This window comes from Wolbachia endosymbiont (group A) of Beris morrisii, assembly GCF_964028185.1.
Taxonomy (GTDB): domain Bacteria; phylum Pseudomonadota; class Alphaproteobacteria; order Rickettsiales; family Anaplasmataceae; genus Wolbachia.
This window is the reverse complement of sequence record NZ_OZ034760.1, coordinates 534,306-554,612: the sequence shown is the minus strand read 5'-3', so window position 1 is coordinate 554,612 and position 20,307 is coordinate 534,306. Positions and strand designations below refer to the sequence as shown.

Genomic DNA, 20,307 nt, shown 5'->3' with positions numbered 1-20,307 from the left:
AGTTTACTATGGACTACCTTACATGCAAGGGTTTTTATCTTTTATTAGAGAACTTATTATATCCGCCCAAGGTAATGTTAAACGTATAGGTTTTTATGACCTGATCACTGTAAGTAAATGGTGTTATGAGAAGGCTTGCAAGCCCATTACTAACAAAATCTCCAAGAACAGGATCAGCACAATTATCGCAATTATGGTCAGCAAAAAACATTTGCGTTGTGAATTCTGGAAAATCTGGATGTTGAACTAGAAAGTTGATATGTGGAGCTCTATCACCAATTTTGCCAGGTGCTATCGTAATAAAATTATAATAGCCAAGGTTATTCACTACAAACCTTCCTGATCCAGCAAAATTCGGATCATCCTCTATATTCTTATCGTAATGGTTCACGCCGCGTGAATTCGCGTGCCATATAGAAACTACAGCATTTTGTATTGGTAAACAGTTTATATCAGTAATTCTACCCACTATGTGTATTAATTCTCCCGTTGCACTATTTGGAGAACCAGGTTTCCTTCTTAAATTGTTTGAAGAGCTAAAATTTTTTGGCCTTGCATCAAGGTCATAAATCTCTGGAGTTTCAATGCAGTTAAGCAAAACAGGATCAGCTGCAAATAGCGGCAAACTGAATACCGTTTGTACTAAAAACGCTAATAAGATATTTTTCACATTCATTTCATTCACAATAGACTTCTTGCATAACCATATAACAAACTTTTATTGGGAATAGAAACGAAAAAATTACTTTACAAGCTTCGCCAGTCCCCTTATCATGAAACTGAAGCTATTTATTTATCTTCGCAATCTGTGCAGGTTAATGACAAAAAACTTAGGGTATTTGGCGTCTCATGTTTAATTTTTTGCACTATGTGCACCTTATGTCTTTATCAAATTTCTGGGTTTTTACCTACACAAGCTGAAATACGCTTATAAAGCATTTAAAACATCAAAAAACGCCAACTTAAAAAATGGATAGTGAATAACTAGCTACCCTAGGGTTTCTTTTGCCTTTTTTTCTGTTTAGTAAATTTCTTAACGTTTATAATTTAGATTAGTTGCGGTTTAAAAGCAGCTGAATCGCGGTTATTAAGCGTTTAGAATAAAAAAACGCCATACTTGAAAGTATAATGTAAGTAATTAGCCAACCACGGGGCTTCTTTTGCCTTTTTTTTCATTTGGTAAATTTCTTAATGTTTATAGCTAAACGACAACCGTCATTCCAGTACCTTCTCTTGTCATCCCAGTGCCCAGACACTGGGATCCAGTTCTTATTACCTGGTATAAAGTTAAGTTTTCTGGATTCCAGTGTCTGGGCACTGGAATGACACCGTCTTGGATGGAAGGGCTGGATGACAGGAGAAGGAGGCTACTTTCATGACATTATCATAAAGTAAAATGAGATCCCAGTGTCTGGACACTGGGATGACAAGAGGGGGGTATTGGGATGACAAAAAAAGGAGGCTACTGGGATGACGAGAAAGGAGCACTGGAATGACATCATAGGGGCTACTTTCATGACATCATTCTTTTTCCTGGATCCAAGTAGTCAGGGCACTGGGATGACATCATAGAGGCACTGAGATGAAACCGAAGGGGCTACTCGGATGACACCTTTTTTCTGCTTAGTTTAGGTTATGCAAGAAGTCTAGTGCATGAACTGGTCCTTTTCGGATTTTAGCGCTGTCTGCACGAACGTCTAGTTTAGGGGTAAGATAGGAGAAAAATTAGGGCCCGCAAATTAATCCAAACACATAAGTGTAGTGTTACCACCGAATGCTGTAGTGTTAACACTTACAACTTTTTCTGTAGAAAAACGCTGTAAATAATGAGGACCACCAGCTTTTGGCCCAGTGCCAGATAGTCCTCTACCACCAAATGGTTGTATCCCAACTGCTGCACCTATCTGGTTACGGTTGATGTAGACATTTCCAACTGATATTTTTTTACTTATAGTGTCAATTTGACTTTGTATCCGACTCTGCAAAGAAAACGTGAGCCCATATCCTGTATTGTTTATATCATTTATAACTTCATTCAAATTTGACTTATTAAAACGTATGATATGTAAAACAGGACCAAATACTTCTTGCTTTAATTGCGAAATTTTTTGTATCTCATAAATATATGGAGGAAAGAAATAACCATTATGAGAATTTGTATCCATGGGTACTTTAAATAACAGATTTGAATCTTTATCCTCTGACATTTTTTGCGTATGTTGAGTGAGCATATCGATAGATGCTTTATCAATTATTGGACCAATATCAGTACTAAGTTGTATTGGGTCACCAATCTTTAGTTCTTGCGCTGCACCACATATCATTCTTATCTGTTTTTCTGCTATATCTTCTTGAATAAATAGCACTCTAAGCGCAGAACAGCGTTGGCCAGCGCTGCGAAACGCAGAAAGCAAAACATCCGTAGTCACTTGCTCTAAGAGAGCAGAGCTATCAACAATCATAGCATTTAATCCGCCAGTTTCAGCAATAAATGGCACAATAGGACCATCCCTATTTGCAAGCATTTTATTGATTATTTGAGCGGTTTGCGTTGAGCCAGTAAAAGCTACTCCGGCAATTCTATTATCTGGAACTAATATTTTGCCTAAATATCCACCATCCCCAGGAATGAGGTGTAACACATTCTTTGGTATCCCAGCTTCATGTAGTATCTTAACAGCTTCGTAGGCAATAATCGGCGTTTGCTCTGCCGGTTTTGCCAGCACTGCATTACCTGCTGCAAGTGCAGCTGAGACCTGCCCGAGAAAAATAGCAAGTGGAAAATTCCATGGTGATATACACAGGAAAACTCCCCTGCCTTCAAAAAAGATGAAGTTATCTTCACCTGTTGGACCTGGCAATTTTTTCCAGTCGCTCAGTTCATTCTTTGCTATCATTGCATAATAACGCAGAAAGTCGACTGCTTCTCGTACTTCTGCTATTGCATCAGATAAAATTTTTCCTGCTTCCACAATCAGAATGTAAATTAACTCTTTCATTCTTTCTTCAAGTAAGTCAGCAGCTTTTTTCAAGTGTTTAGCACGTTCTTCCGCTGGAGTGCTCTGCCATGCAGAAAACGCATTATGGGCTACTTCAAGAGCATTTAAAGCTTGATCACTTGTTGCGTTCGACACTTCTCCTATTACATGCTCCAAATGTGCAGGATTCACCACTTCAGTAAATTTGGCATCATCAAAAAGTGACTGTCCGTCAATTATTGGTCCAACTTGCCATTTCTTTTCACTAAAACCCTTTATATCATCTGCAAATTGTGAGACTATCACAGAATCACTAATATCCATTCCTAAGGAATTTTTTCTTTCTTCTTTCAAAATATCTTGTGGCAATGGAATATTTGGATGAGGTTCATGCTCCAAGCTTTTAGCTTTTTCTGATGGATCCGAAACTAATTCTTCAATTTTAACGTTAGGATCATTTATTTGATTGACGAACGAACTATTAGCTCCATTTTCAAGAAGACGTCTAACAAGGTATGGTAATAAATCACTACGTTTACCAACTGGTGCATATATACGGCAACTGATGCTTGTTGCAAGTTCTGACATTGCATAATCATATAAGTCTTTTGCCATTCCATGTAAGCGTTGAAATTCAAATCCATGGTGGTTTTTATCAGCAAGTTCCATGATAGAAGCAAAAGTATAGGCGTTATGAGTTCCAAAGCATGGGTAAAAGCTGTTTGGTTTACTCAAAAGTTTCTGTGCGCACGCGAGGTAAGATACGTCAGTATAGCTTTTTCTTGTAAATACTGAGTAATCATTTAATCCCAATTCTTGCGTACGCTTGATCTCTGAATCCCAATATGCACCTTTTACAAGCCTCACCATAATTTTGTGCTTTGATCGGATAGCAACATCTTCAACAAAGTCAAGAACAGATAAAGCGCGCTTTTGATATGCTTGTACAGCCAAGCCGAGCCCTTCCCACTCAGAGAGTGAGTCATCAAGACGCAATTGCTCGAATAAAACTAATGACATCTCAAGTCTTTCTGATTCTTCTGCATCTATGCATAATGAAATATTGTACTTTTTTGCTTCATGACAAAGCTCTAGCAGTTTAGCTCTCAACTCTTCAGCTATATTATCGAATTGGCTGAATTCATAACGTGGGTGTAAAGCAGAAAGTTTGATTGAAATTCCATGCGATTTAAAACAATCATTTATTTCAGTGGATTCACCTATAGCTTTTATTGAGTGCATGTATGAATCAAAATACTCTTCTGCATCTTCAGCTGTGTGAGCAGCTTCGCCAAGCATATCAAAAGAGCATAAGAACTTGCTATTATCATTTGGTTTTACATTTTCCAGTGCTTTCTCTATAGTCTCTCCAATAACAAAATGCTTACCAAGCATAGACATTGCTTGTTTTACTGCTTTGCGAATAATCGGCTCTCCTAAATTTTTAAGTAATTTAGAAATTGCGTAATAGAACTTCGAATCGCCTTCATTATCTCTCAATATACTACTTCCTATCATTAAACTCCATGTGGAAGCATTGACAAACAATGAGGAAGAATGTCCTAAATATTTACTCCATTCTTGATTGGCAATTTTATCTTTGATTAGCTCGTCTATTGTATAATCATCTGGTATTCTAAGTAGTGACTCAGCAAGACACATAAGCGCTATTCCTTCGTCATTGGAAAGCGAGTATTGCTGCATGAAAGAATCTATGACATCTAATTTGTTGCCTTTAATCTTTTCAATAACTTGTTTTGCTATATTATAAATTCTATTTTTTGAATCAGCCGAAAGCTCTGTTTTTTCTACAAGGCGGCGTACATAACTTTTCTCATCAGTACGATAAAACCCTTGTAAACGTTTTCTCAACTCGTTAGGTTCTTGTATAGGACTAATCATATATAATTATCTGCAAAACACTCTGTTACCATATGTAAGGTAAAATTATATCATAACTTTGCATAGAACAAATCATTATTTAAAAAGGGATCAGGGCTGGCTAGAAGAAGTCCATGCAATAACTTTAAAAGGATTGTGCAAGTATGTAGCTTAACACTCCGCCATGCATTAAGTATTTAATCTCAGTTGCGGTTTGTACACAGCATTTGAGTTGAATTGATTGCTTTGAATTATCCTTTCTTTTGATGATACATTCTAGATTTCCACCTGGCACTATTTCACCTTTTATGCTTATTACCTCACTACCATCAAATATCTTTCTGGTTATTCCATTTTGGAATATAAGTGGAAGAACACCCATGCCGACCAAGTTGGACCTATGTATACGCTCAAAGCTTTCTGCAATTACAACTTTAATCCCCAACAATAAAGTACCCTTTGCTGCCCAATCCCTACTTGAACCTGTGCCATACTCCTTTCCTGCCACAATGATGAGAGCTTCCTTGTAGCGCATTGCTGCATCAAAAATCGACATAGTTTCTTGAGAAGGAATATATTTTGTATAGCCGCCTTCGATGCTTACCATTTCATTTTTTATTCTAATGTTAGCAAAAGTCCCACGCATCATTACATTGTGGTTACCACGACGAGACCCATATGAATTAAAGTCCTGTGGCTCAATTCCAAGATTTTTTAAATATATACCTGCAGGACTACTTGAGGCAATATTTCCAGCAGGGGAAATGTGATCAGTGGTTATGCTATCGCCAAACATTGCCAATATTTGTGCACCTTTTATATCGATTTTATTATTTTTAGGTGATAAATTATCAAAATAAGGCGGATTTTGTATGTAAGTGCTGTTTGCATCCCAATTATAGATTTCACTTTTTTCACACTTTATCTTTCGCCAATGTTCATCACCAGAAAAAACATCCTTATACTTTTGTATGAACATCTCACGTGTTACCACACTTTTAACACAATCTTCGATTTCATTGTTTGTTGGCCATATATCTTTGAGATAGACATCATTTCCATTCTTATCTTTGCATATTGAATCTTTTGTCAAATCAATTTGCACAGTGCCTGCAAGTGCATATGCAACAATAAGTGGCGGAGATGCCAAGTAATTAGCTTTGACTAACGGATGAATTCTTCCTTCAAAGTTACGATTGCCAGATAAAACTGCAGCAACGGTTAAGTTTTTGTTTTTAATGCCATCTTCTATATCTTTATTAAGTGGACCAGAATTCCCAATGCAAGTTGTGCAACCATATCCAACTAAATTAAAGCCCAAAGCATTCAGATCTACCTGCAACCCTGACTTTTCTAAATATTCTGTTACAACTTGTGACCCTGGAGCAAGAGAAGTTTTAACCCAAGGCTTTGATTTTAATCCAAGTTTAATTGCATTACGAGCTACAAGACCTGCAGCAATCATCACACTTGGATTTGAGGTGTTAGTGCAGCTTGTTATTGCTGCAATAACTACACTTCCATCTTGGAGTTTATCGCTTTCCTTTGACTCATTAACTGAAAATGATTTAGAAAAAGACTCTGCCACTTGTGAAAGAAAAACCTTATCTTGTGGTCTTTTGGGACCAGCCATTACTGGCTTCACGCTTGATAAATCAAGCTCTAGTGTGTCAAAAAACGCTAACTCGTCACTGCTACGCCACAGTCCTTGCTCTTTCGCATAAGCCTCAACTAATTTAATCAGCTCTTTTGGCCTTCCGGTCAAGTTTAAATAATCTAGCGTTTTCTGATCAATTGGAAAAAATCCACAAGTTGCACCATACTCTGGGGCCATGTTTGCTATAGTGGCTCTATCTGCCAAAGATAAATAATCTAAACCATCACCATAAAACTCTACAAATTTACCAACAACACCTTTCGTTCTTAGGATATTGGTAACCGTCAGCACTAAATCAGTCGCAGTTACTCCTTCCGGCAGTCTGCCAATTAATTTAAATCCAACTACTTCTGGAATCACCATACTAATTGGTTGACCAAGCATCACAGACTCAGCTTCTATACCTCCAACACCCCAACCAAGGACTGATAACCCGTTAACCATTGTAGTATGGCTGTCAGTACCAACTAAAGTGTCAGGATACAAAACCCCATCCTTATTACATACAACTTGCGCTAAATATTCAAGATTCACTTGGTGGCAAATTCCAGTACCTGGCGGTACTACTCTAAAATTTGTGAAGGACGATTCCCCCCACTTTAAGAATTGATATCTCTCCAAATTTCTTTTTACTTCTAGCTCAACATTCTTACTGAATGCGGAAACACTCCCATAACTATCTACTTGAACAGAATGGTCAATCACAAGATCAACCGGTACAGATGGATTTATGTTGCTCGGGTTTCCTCCATTTTTCTTAACATAGTCCCGCATTGAAGCTAGATCAACAACAGCAGGAACCCCTGTAAAATCTTGCATCAACACCCTTGCTGGTTTGTAGCTAATCTCATGATTAGTGTGTTTATTGACGCAGTCTGCTAGTACTCTTATGTCATCTAGCTTTACGTTTACTCCATCTTCATTGCGCAATAAATTTTCAAGCAGAACCTTAAGTGAGCAAGGCAATTTAGTCACATCTATTCCTAAAAATTCACTAGCACTACTTAGGCTAAAATAGTTGTATGACTTCCCGTCAATGTTTAAAGTCGTTTTTGCGTTTAAAGAATTATTCATTCTGCATAACCATTTTTAAGTGAAAAATCAACTAATGATGTCATTCCAGTGCATGACACACAACTGTACGAACGTCCCGTGTTGCAGTAGAGTAAGCATAACTACCAATGTCATCCCAGTGCCCAGACACTGGGATCCAGAAAATTTGACTGCAAATAAGCACGCTATACAACACTTTTGATGAAATTGAACAACGAAACTGGATCCACAACTGTACGAACATTGTGATTTGAGAATAATCTCCGCCAGGAAGGGTGTCATCCCAGTGCTTTGGCACTGAGATCCAGAAAACTTAATTTTAAATAAGTACACCAGATAGCTGTATAATAAGAACTGGATTCCAGTGTCACGCACTGGAATGACATCATTTATTATGCAACATCGTGTCACATTGCAACGTTCGTACAGTTGTGAACTAGATCCCAGTGTCACGCACTGGGATGACAAGAATAATTTGCACCTGGATGACAAGGATGAAGTACATTTGGATGACAACTGGATATATAGATCACATTCAAAATCATTACGCATATTCTGCTTCATTTCAGATATTTCCTCCTTTGGTACCTCAGTAGCACAGCTATTTTCAGCTATATATTATACTATATTAGTTAAAATTGGAATTACTACCGTTACTTTTTTGTTGTTGACTTTGCTGCTCGTACATAGTTTCGAAATCTATAGGATCTAGCATCAGTGGGGGAAATCCACCACTACTTGTAACTCTTGCAATTATTTCTCTTGCAAAAGGGAAAAGAAAAGTAGGTCCGCCAATAAACAAAGCTTGTCTTACCTCTTCCTCACTCAACTCTTTTAAATTTTCTATTGAAAAAATGCCACAATATTTCGTCTCACAAATGAAAGCTACGCCATCTTTTATATCTGCATCTTTTATCGTTGCTCTGACTTCTATATGCAAAGTAACTTCATGGAAAGATTTTTCTTCATTTACTCCTTCTTTGTTTTCCATTCCTTCTAATTTTGCTGAATTGATATTAACCATTACATTAATATCTGGAGCTTTACTAGAAGAAAGGAATGGCGAATTCGGATTCTCAAATGATAGATCTTTAACATATTGACCGTGAATTCTCATTTTTTGTTGTGGCATTTCTTACGTCTCCTTTAATTAAGTTGAGATATTTAATACTTTCTTATATAATATATTCATTTACAAATGAATAGCAAACCTGATTATAAGTTGATATGAAAAACATATTTTCATTAATAATTAATAATGTTCGGATACTTTATATGCCAAGGAGTTGAGTTACTATGATAGAGCTTGTAATATATGCTTTATTAGCGGCGTTCATTTTTTCACGTTTGTATAATTCTTTAGGAAGGTCAGCCAATCTCAACCTAAAAAAGCTAACTAATGTATTGGATGTAAGTCGAAGTAAAGAAGATGTAGTAGAAAACATTGAGGATTACATTGATAGCAATGATAAAAATTCAATAAAAGTTACTTATGAACAAATATTAAAAAAAAACAAAGATTTTTCTATTTCCCACTTTATAGAAGGTTCAAGCATAGCTTTTGAATTAATAATAAAGTATTTCAATCAAGGAAATCTGTCCCAGTTAGAATCTCTCTTGGATAAAGATTTATATAACAACTTCGCAAAAAAGATTAAACATCGTAAAGAGATGCACGAGTCTATAATTGTTTCTATCGTTTCACAAAAGATTTTAGAAATAAAGCTAATAAAAAATGTAGTGTTTATTGCAGTATATTTCCTTTCAGAGCAAATTAACTTCGTTAAGAACAATGAAGGGGATATCATATCAGGTAGTACATCCACCATTAATAAAGTTGAGGATGTATGGCAATTCAAAAAAAATGTTAATTCATCAGACCCAAGCTGGTTGCTTGTTTCTATTCACTATAATAAAGATAAGTAACGATAAGACAAATGACAAGTAAGATTAGTTTTATTTAGAGTTAACCATGGAAAGCAAGCTACGCGAAATAGTACTTGACACTGAAACGACAGGTCTTGACACTAAATCTGGTCATCGAATTATCGAAATAGGGTGTGTGGAATTAATTAACCGCATTCCAACAGGTAAAGTATTCCATCGGTACCTTAACCCAGAAAGAGATATACCTTATCACTCGTTTAAGATTCACGGTATTAGTGAAGAATTTTTAGAAGATAAACCATTATTTTTAGATGTTGCACTTGAATTTCTTGACTTTATATCTAATGATATTTTGGTAATTCACAACGCTGAATTCGATGTTAAGTTCCTTAACATGGAGTTAAGCAAGCTGAATGCTGGGTTAATTTCCTCAGATAGAGTGCTAGATACATTACCTCTTGCGAGGAAAAAATTCGCAGGATCACCTGCTTCTTTGAATGCATTATGTAAGCGTTTTGATATATCGCTAGAGAATAGAGAATTGCACGGAGCACTAGTTGATGCTCAATTGCTTGCAAAGGTATATGTTGAACTTACAGGAGGGTTACAAACCTTTCTGTTTGATAATGAATGCAATCAGGACAGTAACTCTACATTCGTTCAGCATAAAGTGCGTAATCTAACTCCCAGAGAACATTCACCAAATAGTGAAGAAATTGATGAACATAAGAAACTGTTAGACAAAATTAACAATACACTTTGGAATAAATATATTGAATAGGTCAACTAATAAAGATACAATTTAATTTTACTGAGAGCACCCTAATGGTAAGGTTTATAAGATTGTTATCTAATATGCTAGTAGCATTAGCAGTTGTTTTTTTAGGTTATTGTTATTTCACCAAAAAAGGCATATTTGCCCCAGTAGCGATTCACAACGCAGAAGTTAAGATAGGCGGAGATTTTTCTTTAATTAATCAGGACGGACAGATCTTACGCAGTAGTGATTTTAAAGATAAATACATGATGATTTTCTTTGGGTTTTCCTCATGCAAAAGAATTTGCCCTATGAACCTTGGGATAATTTCAGAAACACTTGCAAAGTTAGATGAGAAAACTAACAACAAGCTAAAAACATTTTTTATTACAGTTGATCCTGAGCGCGATAGCACGGAAAGACTTAAAGAATTTCAGCAGCAATTTGACCATAGAATACAAATGTTAACTGGTGAAAGAGAAAAAATAGACGAAGTAGTTGCAAAATATAAAGTATATGCAAGCAAAGTAGACGGAGAAGAAGAAATCAACCATTCTTCGATAATATATCTTATTGGCCCTGGAGGAAAATATGTTACACACTTTGCAGCTGATTTAAATTCAGACGAAAGTCAATCTGATAAGATTTTGGCTGAGATAAAAAAATACGTAAACTGAATTATAGATTTTTCTGTTGCACAGTAAATTAATCGAGCACGCAACTGCATGAGCATTATAATTTTGAGAGCAATCTCCATGGGAAGACACACACAACTGTACGAACGTTGTAGTTTGGGCCACCAGTGGGCCAGTGCCCAGACACTGGGATCCAGCCTTTCCATAATCATTAAAACGTTGTGTTTTAACATAAAACAGCTATTTTTATGCTTGCCAACTTAATAAAATTCCTGGATCCCAGTGTCAAGCACTGGGATGACACCCTCCTGATGGGCCAAAATCACAATGTTCGTACAGTTGTGTGTCAAGCACTGGAATGACATCATCTGTTGTGCAATTTACCTTCAAAAATGAATGTTCGTACAGTTATGGAGACACATTGGAATGACACTATTTGCTGTCTTCAAAAATAAACGTTCGTAAAGGTATCTGTTCAGCAGAGTGGCAAAATAAGGTAGGCGAGAAAAGACAACTATAGGAACAAATGGGTGTCATGCCAGTGCGTGACACTGGCATCCAGTCCTTTTGCACAGTTTCATCAAAAACGTTGTAAAGGATTAACCGCTTTCGTGTTTACCAACTTAGTGCCCAATCTGGATCCCAGTGTCAAGCACTGGGATGACACCCTCCTGATGGGCCAAAATCACAATGTTCGTACAGTTGTGTGTCAAGCACTGGAATGACATCATCTGTTGTGCAATTTACCTTCAAAAATGAATGTTCGTACAGTTATGGAAGACACATTGGAATGACACTATTTGCTGTCTTCAAAAATAAATATTCGTAAAGGTATCTGTTCAGCAGAGTGGCAAAATAAGGTAGGCGAGAAAAGACAACTATAGGAACAAATGGGTGTCATGCCAGTGCGTGACACTGGCATCCAGTCCTTTTGCACAGTTTCATCAAAAACGTTGTAAAGGATTAACCGCTTTCGTGTTTACCAACTTAGTGCCCAATCTGGATCCCAGTGTCAAGCACTGGGATGACAAGAAAGGGAGCACTGGAATTTTTGTTTCAGTATTTGTACATTAGCCATGCGTCTGAACAGATACTCGTAAAGTTGTGCTTTTAATATGGGTTATCAGTTTAAAAATGTTGCTAATCAGCATATATGAATGTAATATTAATTAACATTCATAAACGAAGCAATACCATGGAAAATAGTTATAATGCCGATGCAATAAAAATCTTAAGGGGTCTTGATGCTGTAAGGAAACGTCCAGGTATGTACATTGGTGACACTGACGATGGATCTGGCTTGCACCACATGGTATATGAGGTTATTGACAACGCAATAGATGAATCTTTAGCTGGATATTGTGATAAAATTGAAGTTAGCATAAATAAAGATGGTTCAGTATCTGTAACTGATAATGGTCGTGGCATTCCAACTGACATTCATGAAGAAGAAGGAATATCAGCAGCAGAAGTAATAATGACTCAACTCCATGCTGGTGGTAAATTTGACAATAATACCTATAAAGTTTCTGGGGGATTACATGGTGTTGGAATCTCAGTTGTGAATGCATTATCAAGCTGGTTGGAATTAATTATTTGGCGCAATAAGAAAGAACACTTTATGCGTTTTGAAGATGGTGAGTCTATTGAACCTTTAAAGGTAGTCAACGAAAATACAAACAAAAGAGGAACTAAAGTCACGTTCATGCCATCAACAGAGACTTTTAATGGCATTAATTTCAGTTACTCAACGCTTGAAAGTCGTATAAGAGAATTAGCATTTTTAAATTCAAATATCGACATTACTTTACGTGATTTGCGCAATGAACCATATACAGAATCTCATTTCAATCAGAGCAATCAATCTAAAGACAATTTTGGTACAGCAAATTTTGTGCAGTATTTAGATAAGAATAAGACACATGTAACTAAAATTGCCAGTATGAAAGGAGATGCAGAAGATCTTGGCATCAGCTTGGAAATATCGATGGAATGGAATGATTCCTACTATGAACATATGTTATGCTTCACGAATAATATAAGGCAACGAGATGGTGGTACGCATTTGGCAGGGTTTAGGTCCGCCTTAACTAGGTGCATCAATACCTATGCAACTAATGAAGGGTTCTTAAAGAAAGCAAAAGTAAATTTAACTGGAGAGGACGTTAGAGAAGGTTTAACTTGTGTTTTATCTCTTAAGATGCCTGATCCTAAATTTTCTTCACAAACAAAAGACAAGCTAGTTAGTTCTGAAGCACGTGCAGTTGTAGAAAGTATAGTTTCTGATAAATTGAGCACAATCCTTGAAACTGATCCCAAATTGGCGGCAAGCATAGTAGAAAGAGCAATTAGGTCAGCAAAAGGAAGAGAAGCTGCTCGAAAGGCACGTGAACTAGTTAAGAATAAGAACAGTATTGATATTGCAACTCTGCCAGGAAAACTTGCTGATTGCCAGGAAAAAGCTCCCGAATTGTCAGAATTATTTATAGTAGAAGGTAATTCAGCAGGTGGTTCTGCAAAACAAGGTCGTAATCGAAAAACACAAGCTGTACTTGCTTTAAAAGGAAAAATCCTGAATGTGGAACGTGTAAGTTTAGATCGTATTTTTTCATCTGCAGAAATAGGCTCTTTAATTACTGCAATTGGTGCTGGAATAGGAAGTGAGCATTTTAATGTTGAGAAAGTTAGATATCATAAGATTATCATTATGACAGATGCAGACGTTGATGGATCACATATCAGGACTTTGATTCTAACCTTTTTCTTTCGACATATGCGTGAAGTAATTGATAAGGGATATTTATATATAGCACAGCCACCCCTCTATAAAGTTACAAAGAATGCTAAAGACACTTATATTAAAGATGACGAAACTTTTGAAGAGTATATAATAAACTCAGCAGTTAAAAGATTAACACTAAGTGGTACAACTACAGAATTTAACGACTTGCGCCTTATTTTGAATAAATGTGTTAGCATTTCTAATATTAGCAAAAATTATGATAGAGAAATACCACAAAATCTCTTAGAGTCATTGCTAATTTTAAGCAAAAAGAATGCTCTATCATCGGCTGATGAGATATTAAAGTATTTAAAATTAATGTACAGCGAATACACTTGGGAAGTAGAAATAAAAGATGAAGAAAAAGAAATTCACATCTCTAAATTATTTCAAGGATTGGCAGACAAATATATATTTGCACTTAGTATGCTTGAAGGCAAAGATATGCAAAACATATTAAGTTTGCTTGATGGTATAAGTAACTTATTTAATGGCGATTCATTTTTAAAATCACAAGAAACTGAAATAAGAATCACTTCTCCAAGTGCACTTGCAAAAATAATAATGGACTATGGTAAAAAGGGTTTAACTCTGCAGAGATTTAAAGGTCTTGGTGAAATGAATGCTGATCAGCTATGGGATACTACGTTAAATCCTGAGGCTAGAACTTTATTGAAGGTTGAAATAAAAGATTGTGAAGAAGCTGATTCCATATTTTCAATACTAATGGGTGATATAGTTGAACCACGCCGTGACTTTATTAATAGCAATGCACTCAACGTGCATGATGTTGATATTTAAACTTTTAGCAAAATGTACGAACGTTACGGGTTTAAGCAAAAACTGTGTCATTCAAGTAGCTGACACTGATTCCTTTATGACGGTGTCATTTCAGTGCCCCTTTTTGTCATCCGAGTAGCTCTTCGTTGTCATCCGAGTAGCCCCTTCTCCTGTCATCCCAGTGCTCCTTTCTTGTCATCCCAGTGCTCCTTTCTTGTCATCCCAGTGCTCCTTTCTTGTCATCCCAGTGCCCAGACACTGGGATCCAGGAAAAAGAATGATGTCATGCAAGTAGCTGACACTGGTTCCTTTATGACGGTGTCATCCGAGTAGCCCCTTTTTTGTCATCCCAGTGCTCCTTTCTTGTCATCCCAGTGCCCAGACACTGGGATCCAGGAAAAAGAATGGTGTCATGCAAGTAGCTGACACTGGTTCCTTTATGACGGTGTCATCCGAGTAGCCCCTTTTTTGTCATCCCAGTGTCACGCACTGGGATGACACCCTACTAGCGGAAGTTACTCTCAAATGTTTGTTCATGTTGCTATAAATATTAAGAAATTTACCAAATGAAAAAAAAGGCAAAAGAAGCCCCGTGGTTATTATCCGCTTTAAAATATTGGCGTTTTTTATGTTTTAAACGCTTGACAAGCAAGATTTAGCTGCTTTTAATTGCAACTAACTTACGCTGCAAATGTTTAAGAAATTTACTAAGCAGAAAAAAAGACAAAGAATCCCCGAGTTAGCTAGTCTTTTACTATCTCTGTCGAGTATTGGCATTTTTTGATGTCTTGTAACGCTTTATAAGCGCGTTCAGCTTATTTAGATAAAAATCTAGATGTAGATGAAGTTTTGTAAAGACATACAGTATCTATATACTGCAAAAAATTGAACATAAGACGCCGATACATTAAGTAATCCTTACCTTTTAATCTGCAGATTGGCGAAAGCAAATACAATAGCTTCAGTCTCATGATAAGGGGGCTGGCGGAGTTTGTCAAGTAAGTTTTTTCGTTTCTATGTTGTCAGCTACCTGAATATTGATCATACGGGTTCCATCTGTTATATATAATCTTTTTGAATACGAAGAAAACTGATGAATGAGTATGATATTACGGTTATAGGTAGCGGTCCTGGTGGTTATATAGCAGCAATTAGAGCGGCACAGCTTGGATTTAAAACTGCAATTGTGGAAAAAGAAAAAAATTTAGGCGGTATATGCTTAAATTGGGGATGTATACCAACAAAATCACTGCTTAGAGCATCTGAGGTTTATAGGCTAATAAAAAGATCAAAAGAGTTTGGTATAGAAGTAAAAGGAGCGAGTTTTGATATACAATCAATAGTGAAATATTCAAGAAGCGTTGTTGATAAATTATCAAGTGGCGTTGCATATTTGATGAAAAAAAATAACATCAAAGTTCATCAAGGCTTTGGTAAACTTGCAGGCAATAGTACTATAAAAGTTGTTAGCGATAAGGAAGAACAAGAAATTGTTTCCAAGCATATTATTTTAGCAACAGGCGTGAGGGCACGGAATCTGCCTGGAATAGAGGCAGATGGAGATTTAATATGGAATGCGCAGCATGCTATGATGCCGGGCAAATTACCAAAATCACTACTAATTATAGGGTCTGGCGCAATTGGAATAGAATTTGCAAGTTTTTATAGTACTTTGGGAGTTGATGTAACAATCATAGAGATAAAGAGCACTATTTTGCCGCTGGAGGATAAAGACATTTCAGATTTAGCACAAGAAATATTCACAAAACAGGGGATAAAAATATATACAAATAGTAGCGTAAAAGCTCTTACTAAAAGTAAAGACTCTGCTCAAGTGCAACTGAGTAATGGTGAAAGCAAAGAATTTGATAAGGTGATTGTTGCGGTTGGAATTCAAGCAAATATTGAAAATATAGGTTTAGAAAATACAAAAATTAAATTAAGCCCTTCTGGTTTTATTGAAATGAATGAATGGTATGAAACTAGTGAATCAAATGTGTATGCAATAGGTGATGTAGCTGGCCCACCATGTTTAGCACATAAAGCGAGCCATGAAGCTGTGATCTGCGTTGAAAAGATTGCTGGTAAAAGTGCTCATGCGTTAAAAAAAGAATGCATACCAAATTGCACTTATTCTCATCCACAAATAGCGAGCATCGGCCTTACTGAGGAACAGGCAATAAAAGGTGGGTATGATGTAAAAATAGGAAAATTTCACTCTAACTTTAATGGTAAGTCTATTGCACTCAGTGAAACTGAAGGGTTAGTGAAAACAATTATAGACAAAAAGACAGGCAAACTTCTGGGTAGCCACATGATAGGTGCAGAAGTAACGGAGTTAATTAGCAATTTTGCTCTTGCAAAGCAACTAGAAGGAACAGACTTCGACATAAAATCTACGATTTTTCCTCATCCAACCATTTCAGAGATGATACACGAATCAGTGCTTGCTGCAGATGATGAGTCGTTAAATAGTTGAACTAACGTTCCATCGTTTTAGAGTTGTCAATGTCTTGAGTAGTAGTTTGATTAGGCACTTTAGTTTCAATAGATTGATTACCACCAGCATCAGAATTCTGTAACTCTTCTTTCAATCCCTTAGCTGCTTCTTTAACTTTAAGCTTTGCCTTTGGATGAAGATCTTCTGGGCCTTTTCCTTTAGTATCCAAACCTTGTTGTAGATTAGTGCTTTTCATTTTATTATGCTGCTCGTGCTCAGGTAGGTCAACAACCGAATTGAAAAGAATTTTTATTATATTTTTTAGCAGTTCTAAAAAACCTCCGCTTCTGCCTTCTCTTTGTTCTTGAGGCTTATTTTTCACGTTAGATTCTTTTTTACTGTTACTACTTTTAGGCATTTTTAACTCAACTATCATAAAGCTTAATAAAATTCTACGTGCAAATTATTAAATAACAGTTAACAATCTAGGATTCATTATTTACAGATGGATATTATTTTAGCAACAGGTGGCACAGGCGGACACATTTTTCCAGCTATAACTTTAGCAAGAGCACTAAAGGCACAAGGATACAATTGCATATTATTCACTGATAAAAAAACAAATAAAAATACCGACATAGAAAACTACACCTTACCATTACGTAAACCGAGCGGCAACAAATTTAAGTTTTTCCTTTTATTAATGTATAGTTGTGTGCTAGCAATATATAAAATCAGAAAATTGAAGCCAAGATTAGTAATTGGGTTTGGTAGCTACGCTTCTTTTCCAACTCTTCTTGCAGCAAGAGTTCTTTCTATACCTATAATTTTACATGAACAAAACACAGTTTTAGGGAGAGTAAATAGATTCTTTTTCAAGAGTGCAAAATTAATTGCAACCAGCTTTCCGGAGACTAAATATGCAGAAGGCAATAAATGTATTTTTACAGGAAATTTTGTTGATATAAAAGCACAGAGCCATTCTAGCACTGAGAAAGTCCTAAACATATTGGTCATAGCAGGCAGCCAAGGTGCAAATTTTTTTGATGATGTGGTAAGCAGCGTAATTTGTAATTTGCCTATTAAAATGAAAAAGAAAATTAGAGTGATGCAGCAATGTACGAAGAAAAATGTAAACAAGGTCAAGAGTCTATACAAAAGTGAAAAGATCGATTGTGAATTAAGTGAATTTTTTGATGATATGGGAAATAGACTAGCCAATGCTCACTTGGTAATTAGCAGAGCAGGAGCAACTTCAATAGCAGAGATCACTCTTGCTAGGCGTTCCACTATATATATTCCTTACCCTTACTCAAAAGATAATCACCAATTTTATAACGCAAAATATATTGAAGATTCGGGAGCAGCTGTAATAGTTGAGCAGAATAGTGAAGCAAAAAAAAATCTAACAGAGTTACTATTTGATCTACTCAGTAATTCTCAAAAATTGCGTGATATGACCAGTAATACAAAAAAAACAGGGATAAAGAATGGGACTACTGAGTTTGTTAAAATAATTGTTCACAGGTTTAGTTGATGGCTGCTTGCTTTTTCTTCAAACACATCCCAAAGATCTTTTTCTAGCGATATATTATACAATTTATTGATATGAACTACTCCCGTGGGTGAAGTTGTGTTAATTTCGAGCAGGAAGTCATCTATAATATCAATACCAACAAATATTAGCCCTCTTTTCTTTAATTCAGGACCAATTTTGTTACATATTTCATTGTCCCTATCGTTTATTTGAGCGGGCTCAAAACTTGCTCCGAGCCGCACATTTGTCCTAATCTCTCCACTAATCTTTGGAACTCGTTTCATTACACCAATTGGTTGACCATAAAGTAGCAATATTCTTTTATCTTTATCTATGTTTTTACAAAATGATTGCGCAATTACAGGACATTCATATTTTGCTATCATGAGATCCACTACTACTTGAATACTATTCTCGTCTTGTATTCTTATCACATCGTTTCCTCCATAACTATACAATGGCTTCAGAATAATATCTTTATAGTTGCGGTAAAAATCTCTAATCATTGATATATTTTCAGTAATCAAAGTCGGCGGAATTAACTCTGGAAATAATGAAGTTATCAATTTTTCAGGACAATTTCTTATTTCTGTTGGATTGTTAATTACCAATGCGCTAGTTTTTTCTAAGATATATGTTGTTGTAATATAACGCATATCAAAGGGTGGATCCTGTCTGATAAATATGATGTCCATTTCATTCAAGTTGATAGCTACATCCTCTTTAGAGATAAAACTAAAATCATCAACACTGACTTTCTGAGCCAGAGCAATTGGATGGTTTAGCTTTAGTGCTAAATTGTTAGGAGCATAGACAAAAACTTCGTGCTTCCTCCTTTGTGCTTCCTTTATTAGCACGAATGTAGTGTCAGTTTCAAAATTTATATTTTCATCCATCTGAAAGGCAACTTTCATTTATGTTCTCTACCTATTGTCACAATTGTACAAATGTTATAATTTGAAGGCGATTTTTGCCTAATGGCGTAACTTACTGTACCTATATCGTACATAACTTACAACTTGTTTTACTCCCTTTACTTTTCTTGCAATTGCTATTACAGCTTTTAATTCCGCTTTATTTTGGGCTATACCCATCAAATAAACAACTCTATCAACCGTATTAACGCTATAATTAATTGACTTAATATTTCTTTTTCCCAGGAGTCTTGTTCTTATTTCCGCTGTTATCATGCCATCTACAGTGGTGTCTAGCATGGAAGCCATTTGAATTGGTATTACTCTTATTTCATTTATCACTTCTTTAATTTCTTTTTGCTGCCAAGCTATTTTTTCTGCTGTAAGTTGTTTTTCAGGAGTGTCAACACTTCCAATGAGCAATACTCTTCCTTCACTTACTTTAACCTTTATGGATGAAAATAGTCCATGCTTTAAGAGTCCCTTATTAATTCTGATGACCATAGTCGTATCATCAATGATATTTCCCAAGGATTTATCCTGCATTGTTATTGCTGTTGCTGTCGCTGTAGCCACCACACCACCTATTATAAGGGTTGTGCAACCACTTTGTGTAATCAAAAAAATTGCGAGTAAGAAGCTTGTTATTAATCTCATTATTGATTTTCAGGGTTTAGAGCTTTCATTAAGAAATGTTAATAAGCTTTTTTGATTGTGTAAACACCATAAATTAAGTAAGACTTTAAACCTTGAATATTTTTAATGGAATACCTATAATAGGGTACTGAAAATTTCTTGCGGATATGGCGGAATTGGTAGACGTGCCAGGTTTAGGTCCTGGTGAGCTTGCTCGTGGGGGTTCAAGTCCCTCTATCCGCACTTTAAAGTCATGTAACTTAGGTTTTAAGGGAAAATTTATAATCACTAAATACACTTTTATTTGTATAAAAACCTGTTCTTAAGGATTGTGTTTAACTTAAATTCTGGTAAAATGACTCTATTAAGA

General features: G+C 36.0%; 20 protein-coding genes and 1 tRNA gene. 12 read left to right on the top strand and 9 right to left on the bottom strand.

All coding sequences use genetic code 11. The features are described 5' to 3' along the window. Window positions 1–34: 34 nt before the first annotated feature. Window positions 35–676, bottom strand: coding sequence for a protocatechuate 3,4-dioxygenase (locus ABWU69_RS02785; RefSeq protein ID WP_265035640.1), 642 nt, complete (start codon window positions 674–676; stop codon window positions 35–37). Window positions 677–1,191: 515 nt separating this feature from the next. Here ABWU69_RS02785 and ABWU69_RS02780 point away from each other — a divergent pair. Then, on the top strand, window positions 1,192–1,326 hold the full coding sequence (locus ABWU69_RS02780) for a hypothetical protein (protein WP_265035428.1): 135 nt from the start codon (window positions 1,192–1,194) through the stop codon (window positions 1,324–1,326). Between the two features lie 47 nt (window positions 1,327–1,373). Here the strand turns inward: ABWU69_RS02780 and ABWU69_RS02775 are convergent, their stop codons facing one another. From ABWU69_RS02775 to secB, 5 genes are all read right to left on the bottom strand, one after another. Further along, the gene (locus ABWU69_RS02775) at window positions 1,374–1,517 is read right to left on the bottom strand and encodes a hypothetical protein (RefSeq protein WP_353285367.1); all 144 of its coding nucleotides are present in this window, start codon (window positions 1,515–1,517) and stop codon (window positions 1,374–1,376) included. Window positions 1,518–1,739: 222 nt separating this feature from the next. After that, window positions 1,740–4,880 (bottom strand): bifunctional proline dehydrogenase/L-glutamate gamma-semialdehyde dehydrogenase PutA, encoded by a 3,141-nt coding sequence (gene putA / locus ABWU69_RS02770; RefSeq protein WP_353285366.1) that lies wholly within the window; start codon window positions 4,878–4,880, stop codon window positions 1,740–1,742. Window positions 4,881–5,004: 124 nt separating this feature from the next. Further along, window positions 5,005–7,590 (bottom strand): aconitate hydratase AcnA, encoded by a 2,586-nt coding sequence (acnA, locus tag ABWU69_RS02765; protein WP_353285365.1) that lies wholly within the window; start codon window positions 7,588–7,590, stop codon window positions 5,005–5,007. A 27-nt stretch (window positions 7,591–7,617) separates the two neighbouring features. Next, window positions 7,618–8,133 (bottom strand): hypothetical protein, encoded by a 516-nt coding sequence (locus ABWU69_RS08025; RefSeq protein WP_265035424.1) that lies wholly within the window; start codon window positions 8,131–8,133, stop codon window positions 7,618–7,620. A gap of 64 nt (window positions 8,134–8,197) precedes the next feature. After that, window positions 8,198–8,701 (bottom strand): protein-export chaperone SecB, encoded by a 504-nt coding sequence (gene secB, locus ABWU69_RS02750; protein ID WP_265035423.1) that lies wholly within the window; start codon window positions 8,699–8,701, stop codon window positions 8,198–8,200. A 164-nt stretch (window positions 8,702–8,865) separates the two neighbouring features. Here secB and ABWU69_RS02745 point away from each other — a divergent pair, with 164 nt between their 5' ends. The 9 genes from ABWU69_RS02745 (at window position 8,866) to lpdA (ending at window position 16,889) form a co-directional block, all read left to right on the top strand. Continuing rightward, window positions 8,866–9,495 carry a Tim44/TimA family putative adaptor protein gene (locus ABWU69_RS02745; protein ID WP_265035421.1) on the top strand — a complete coding sequence of 210 codons (630 nt, stop codon included), beginning with the start codon at window positions 8,866–8,868 and terminating at the stop codon, window positions 9,493–9,495. Window positions 9,496–9,541: 46 nt separating this feature from the next. Continuing rightward, on the top strand, window positions 9,542–10,237 hold the full coding sequence (gene dnaQ, locus ABWU69_RS02740) for a DNA polymerase III subunit epsilon (RefSeq protein WP_353285363.1): 696 nt from the start codon (window positions 9,542–9,544) through the stop codon (window positions 10,235–10,237). A 44-nt stretch (window positions 10,238–10,281) separates the two neighbouring features. Beyond that, the gene (locus ABWU69_RS02735) at window positions 10,282–10,890 is read left to right on the top strand and encodes an SCO family protein (RefSeq protein ID WP_320157473.1); all 609 of its coding nucleotides are present in this window, start codon (window positions 10,282–10,284) and stop codon (window positions 10,888–10,890) included. A gap of 48 nt (window positions 10,891–10,938) precedes the next feature. Beyond that, window positions 10,939–11,112 (top strand): hypothetical protein, encoded by a 174-nt coding sequence (locus ABWU69_RS02730; protein WP_265035416.1) that lies wholly within the window; start codon window positions 10,939–10,941, stop codon window positions 11,110–11,112. A gap of 266 nt (window positions 11,113–11,378) precedes the next feature. Continuing rightward, a complete protein-coding gene (locus ABWU69_RS02725; RefSeq protein ID WP_353285362.1) occupies window positions 11,379–11,573 on the top strand; it encodes a hypothetical protein in 195 nt (64 codons plus the stop codon). 169 nt (window positions 11,574–11,742) lie between these two features. Next, the gene (locus ABWU69_RS02720; RefSeq protein WP_353285361.1) at window positions 11,743–11,922 is read left to right on the top strand and encodes a hypothetical protein; all 180 of its coding nucleotides are present in this window, start codon (window positions 11,743–11,745) and stop codon (window positions 11,920–11,922) included. Window positions 11,923–12,043: 121 nt separating this feature from the next. Next, window positions 12,044–14,431 (top strand): DNA topoisomerase (ATP-hydrolyzing) subunit B, encoded by a 2,388-nt coding sequence (gene gyrB / locus ABWU69_RS02715; RefSeq protein WP_265035413.1) that lies wholly within the window; start codon window positions 12,044–12,046, stop codon window positions 14,429–14,431. 93 nt (window positions 14,432–14,524) lie between these two features. Then, window positions 14,525–14,743 carry a hypothetical protein gene (locus ABWU69_RS02710; RefSeq protein WP_353285360.1) on the top strand — a complete coding sequence of 73 codons (219 nt, stop codon included), beginning with the start codon at window positions 14,525–14,527 and terminating at the stop codon, window positions 14,741–14,743. Window positions 14,744–15,503: 760 nt separating this feature from the next. Continuing rightward, on the top strand, window positions 15,504–16,889 hold the full coding sequence (lpdA, locus tag ABWU69_RS02705; RefSeq protein ID WP_353285359.1) for a dihydrolipoyl dehydrogenase: 1,386 nt from the start codon (window positions 15,504–15,506) through the stop codon (window positions 16,887–16,889). Between the two features lies 1 nt (window position 16,890). On the opposite strand, the gene ABWU69_RS02700 is transcribed toward lpdA, so the two are convergent. Beyond that, a complete protein-coding gene (locus ABWU69_RS02700) occupies window positions 16,891–17,286 on the bottom strand; it encodes a hypothetical protein (RefSeq protein WP_265025707.1) in 396 nt (131 codons plus the stop codon). Window positions 17,287–17,355: 69 nt separating this feature from the next. Here ABWU69_RS02700 and murG point away from each other — a divergent pair, with 69 nt between their 5' ends. After that, window positions 17,356–18,387, top strand: coding sequence for an undecaprenyldiphospho-muramoylpentapeptide beta-N-acetylglucosaminyltransferase (gene murG / locus ABWU69_RS02695; RefSeq protein WP_265035404.1), 1,032 nt, complete (start codon window positions 17,356–17,358; stop codon window positions 18,385–18,387). Here murG and gshB read toward each other — a convergent pair. Both gshB and ABWU69_RS02685 read right to left on the bottom strand, forming a co-directional pair. Then, window positions 18,372–19,301 (bottom strand): glutathione synthase, encoded by a 930-nt coding sequence (gshB, locus tag ABWU69_RS02690; protein WP_353285358.1) that lies wholly within the window; start codon window positions 19,299–19,301, stop codon window positions 18,372–18,374. The genes murG and gshB overlap by 16 nt on opposite strands. 60 nt (window positions 19,302–19,361) lie before the next feature. Next, entirely contained in the window at window positions 19,362–19,958 is a 597-nt protein-coding gene (locus ABWU69_RS02685) for a BON domain-containing protein (RefSeq protein WP_006279461.1), read from the bottom strand. A 140-nt stretch (window positions 19,959–20,098) separates the two neighbouring features. Between ABWU69_RS02685 and ABWU69_RS02680 the strand changes: the two genes are divergently transcribed. Then, window positions 20,099–20,180: transfer RNA gene (locus ABWU69_RS02680), tRNA-Leu, on the top strand. Window positions 20,181–20,307: the final 127 nt, after the last annotated feature.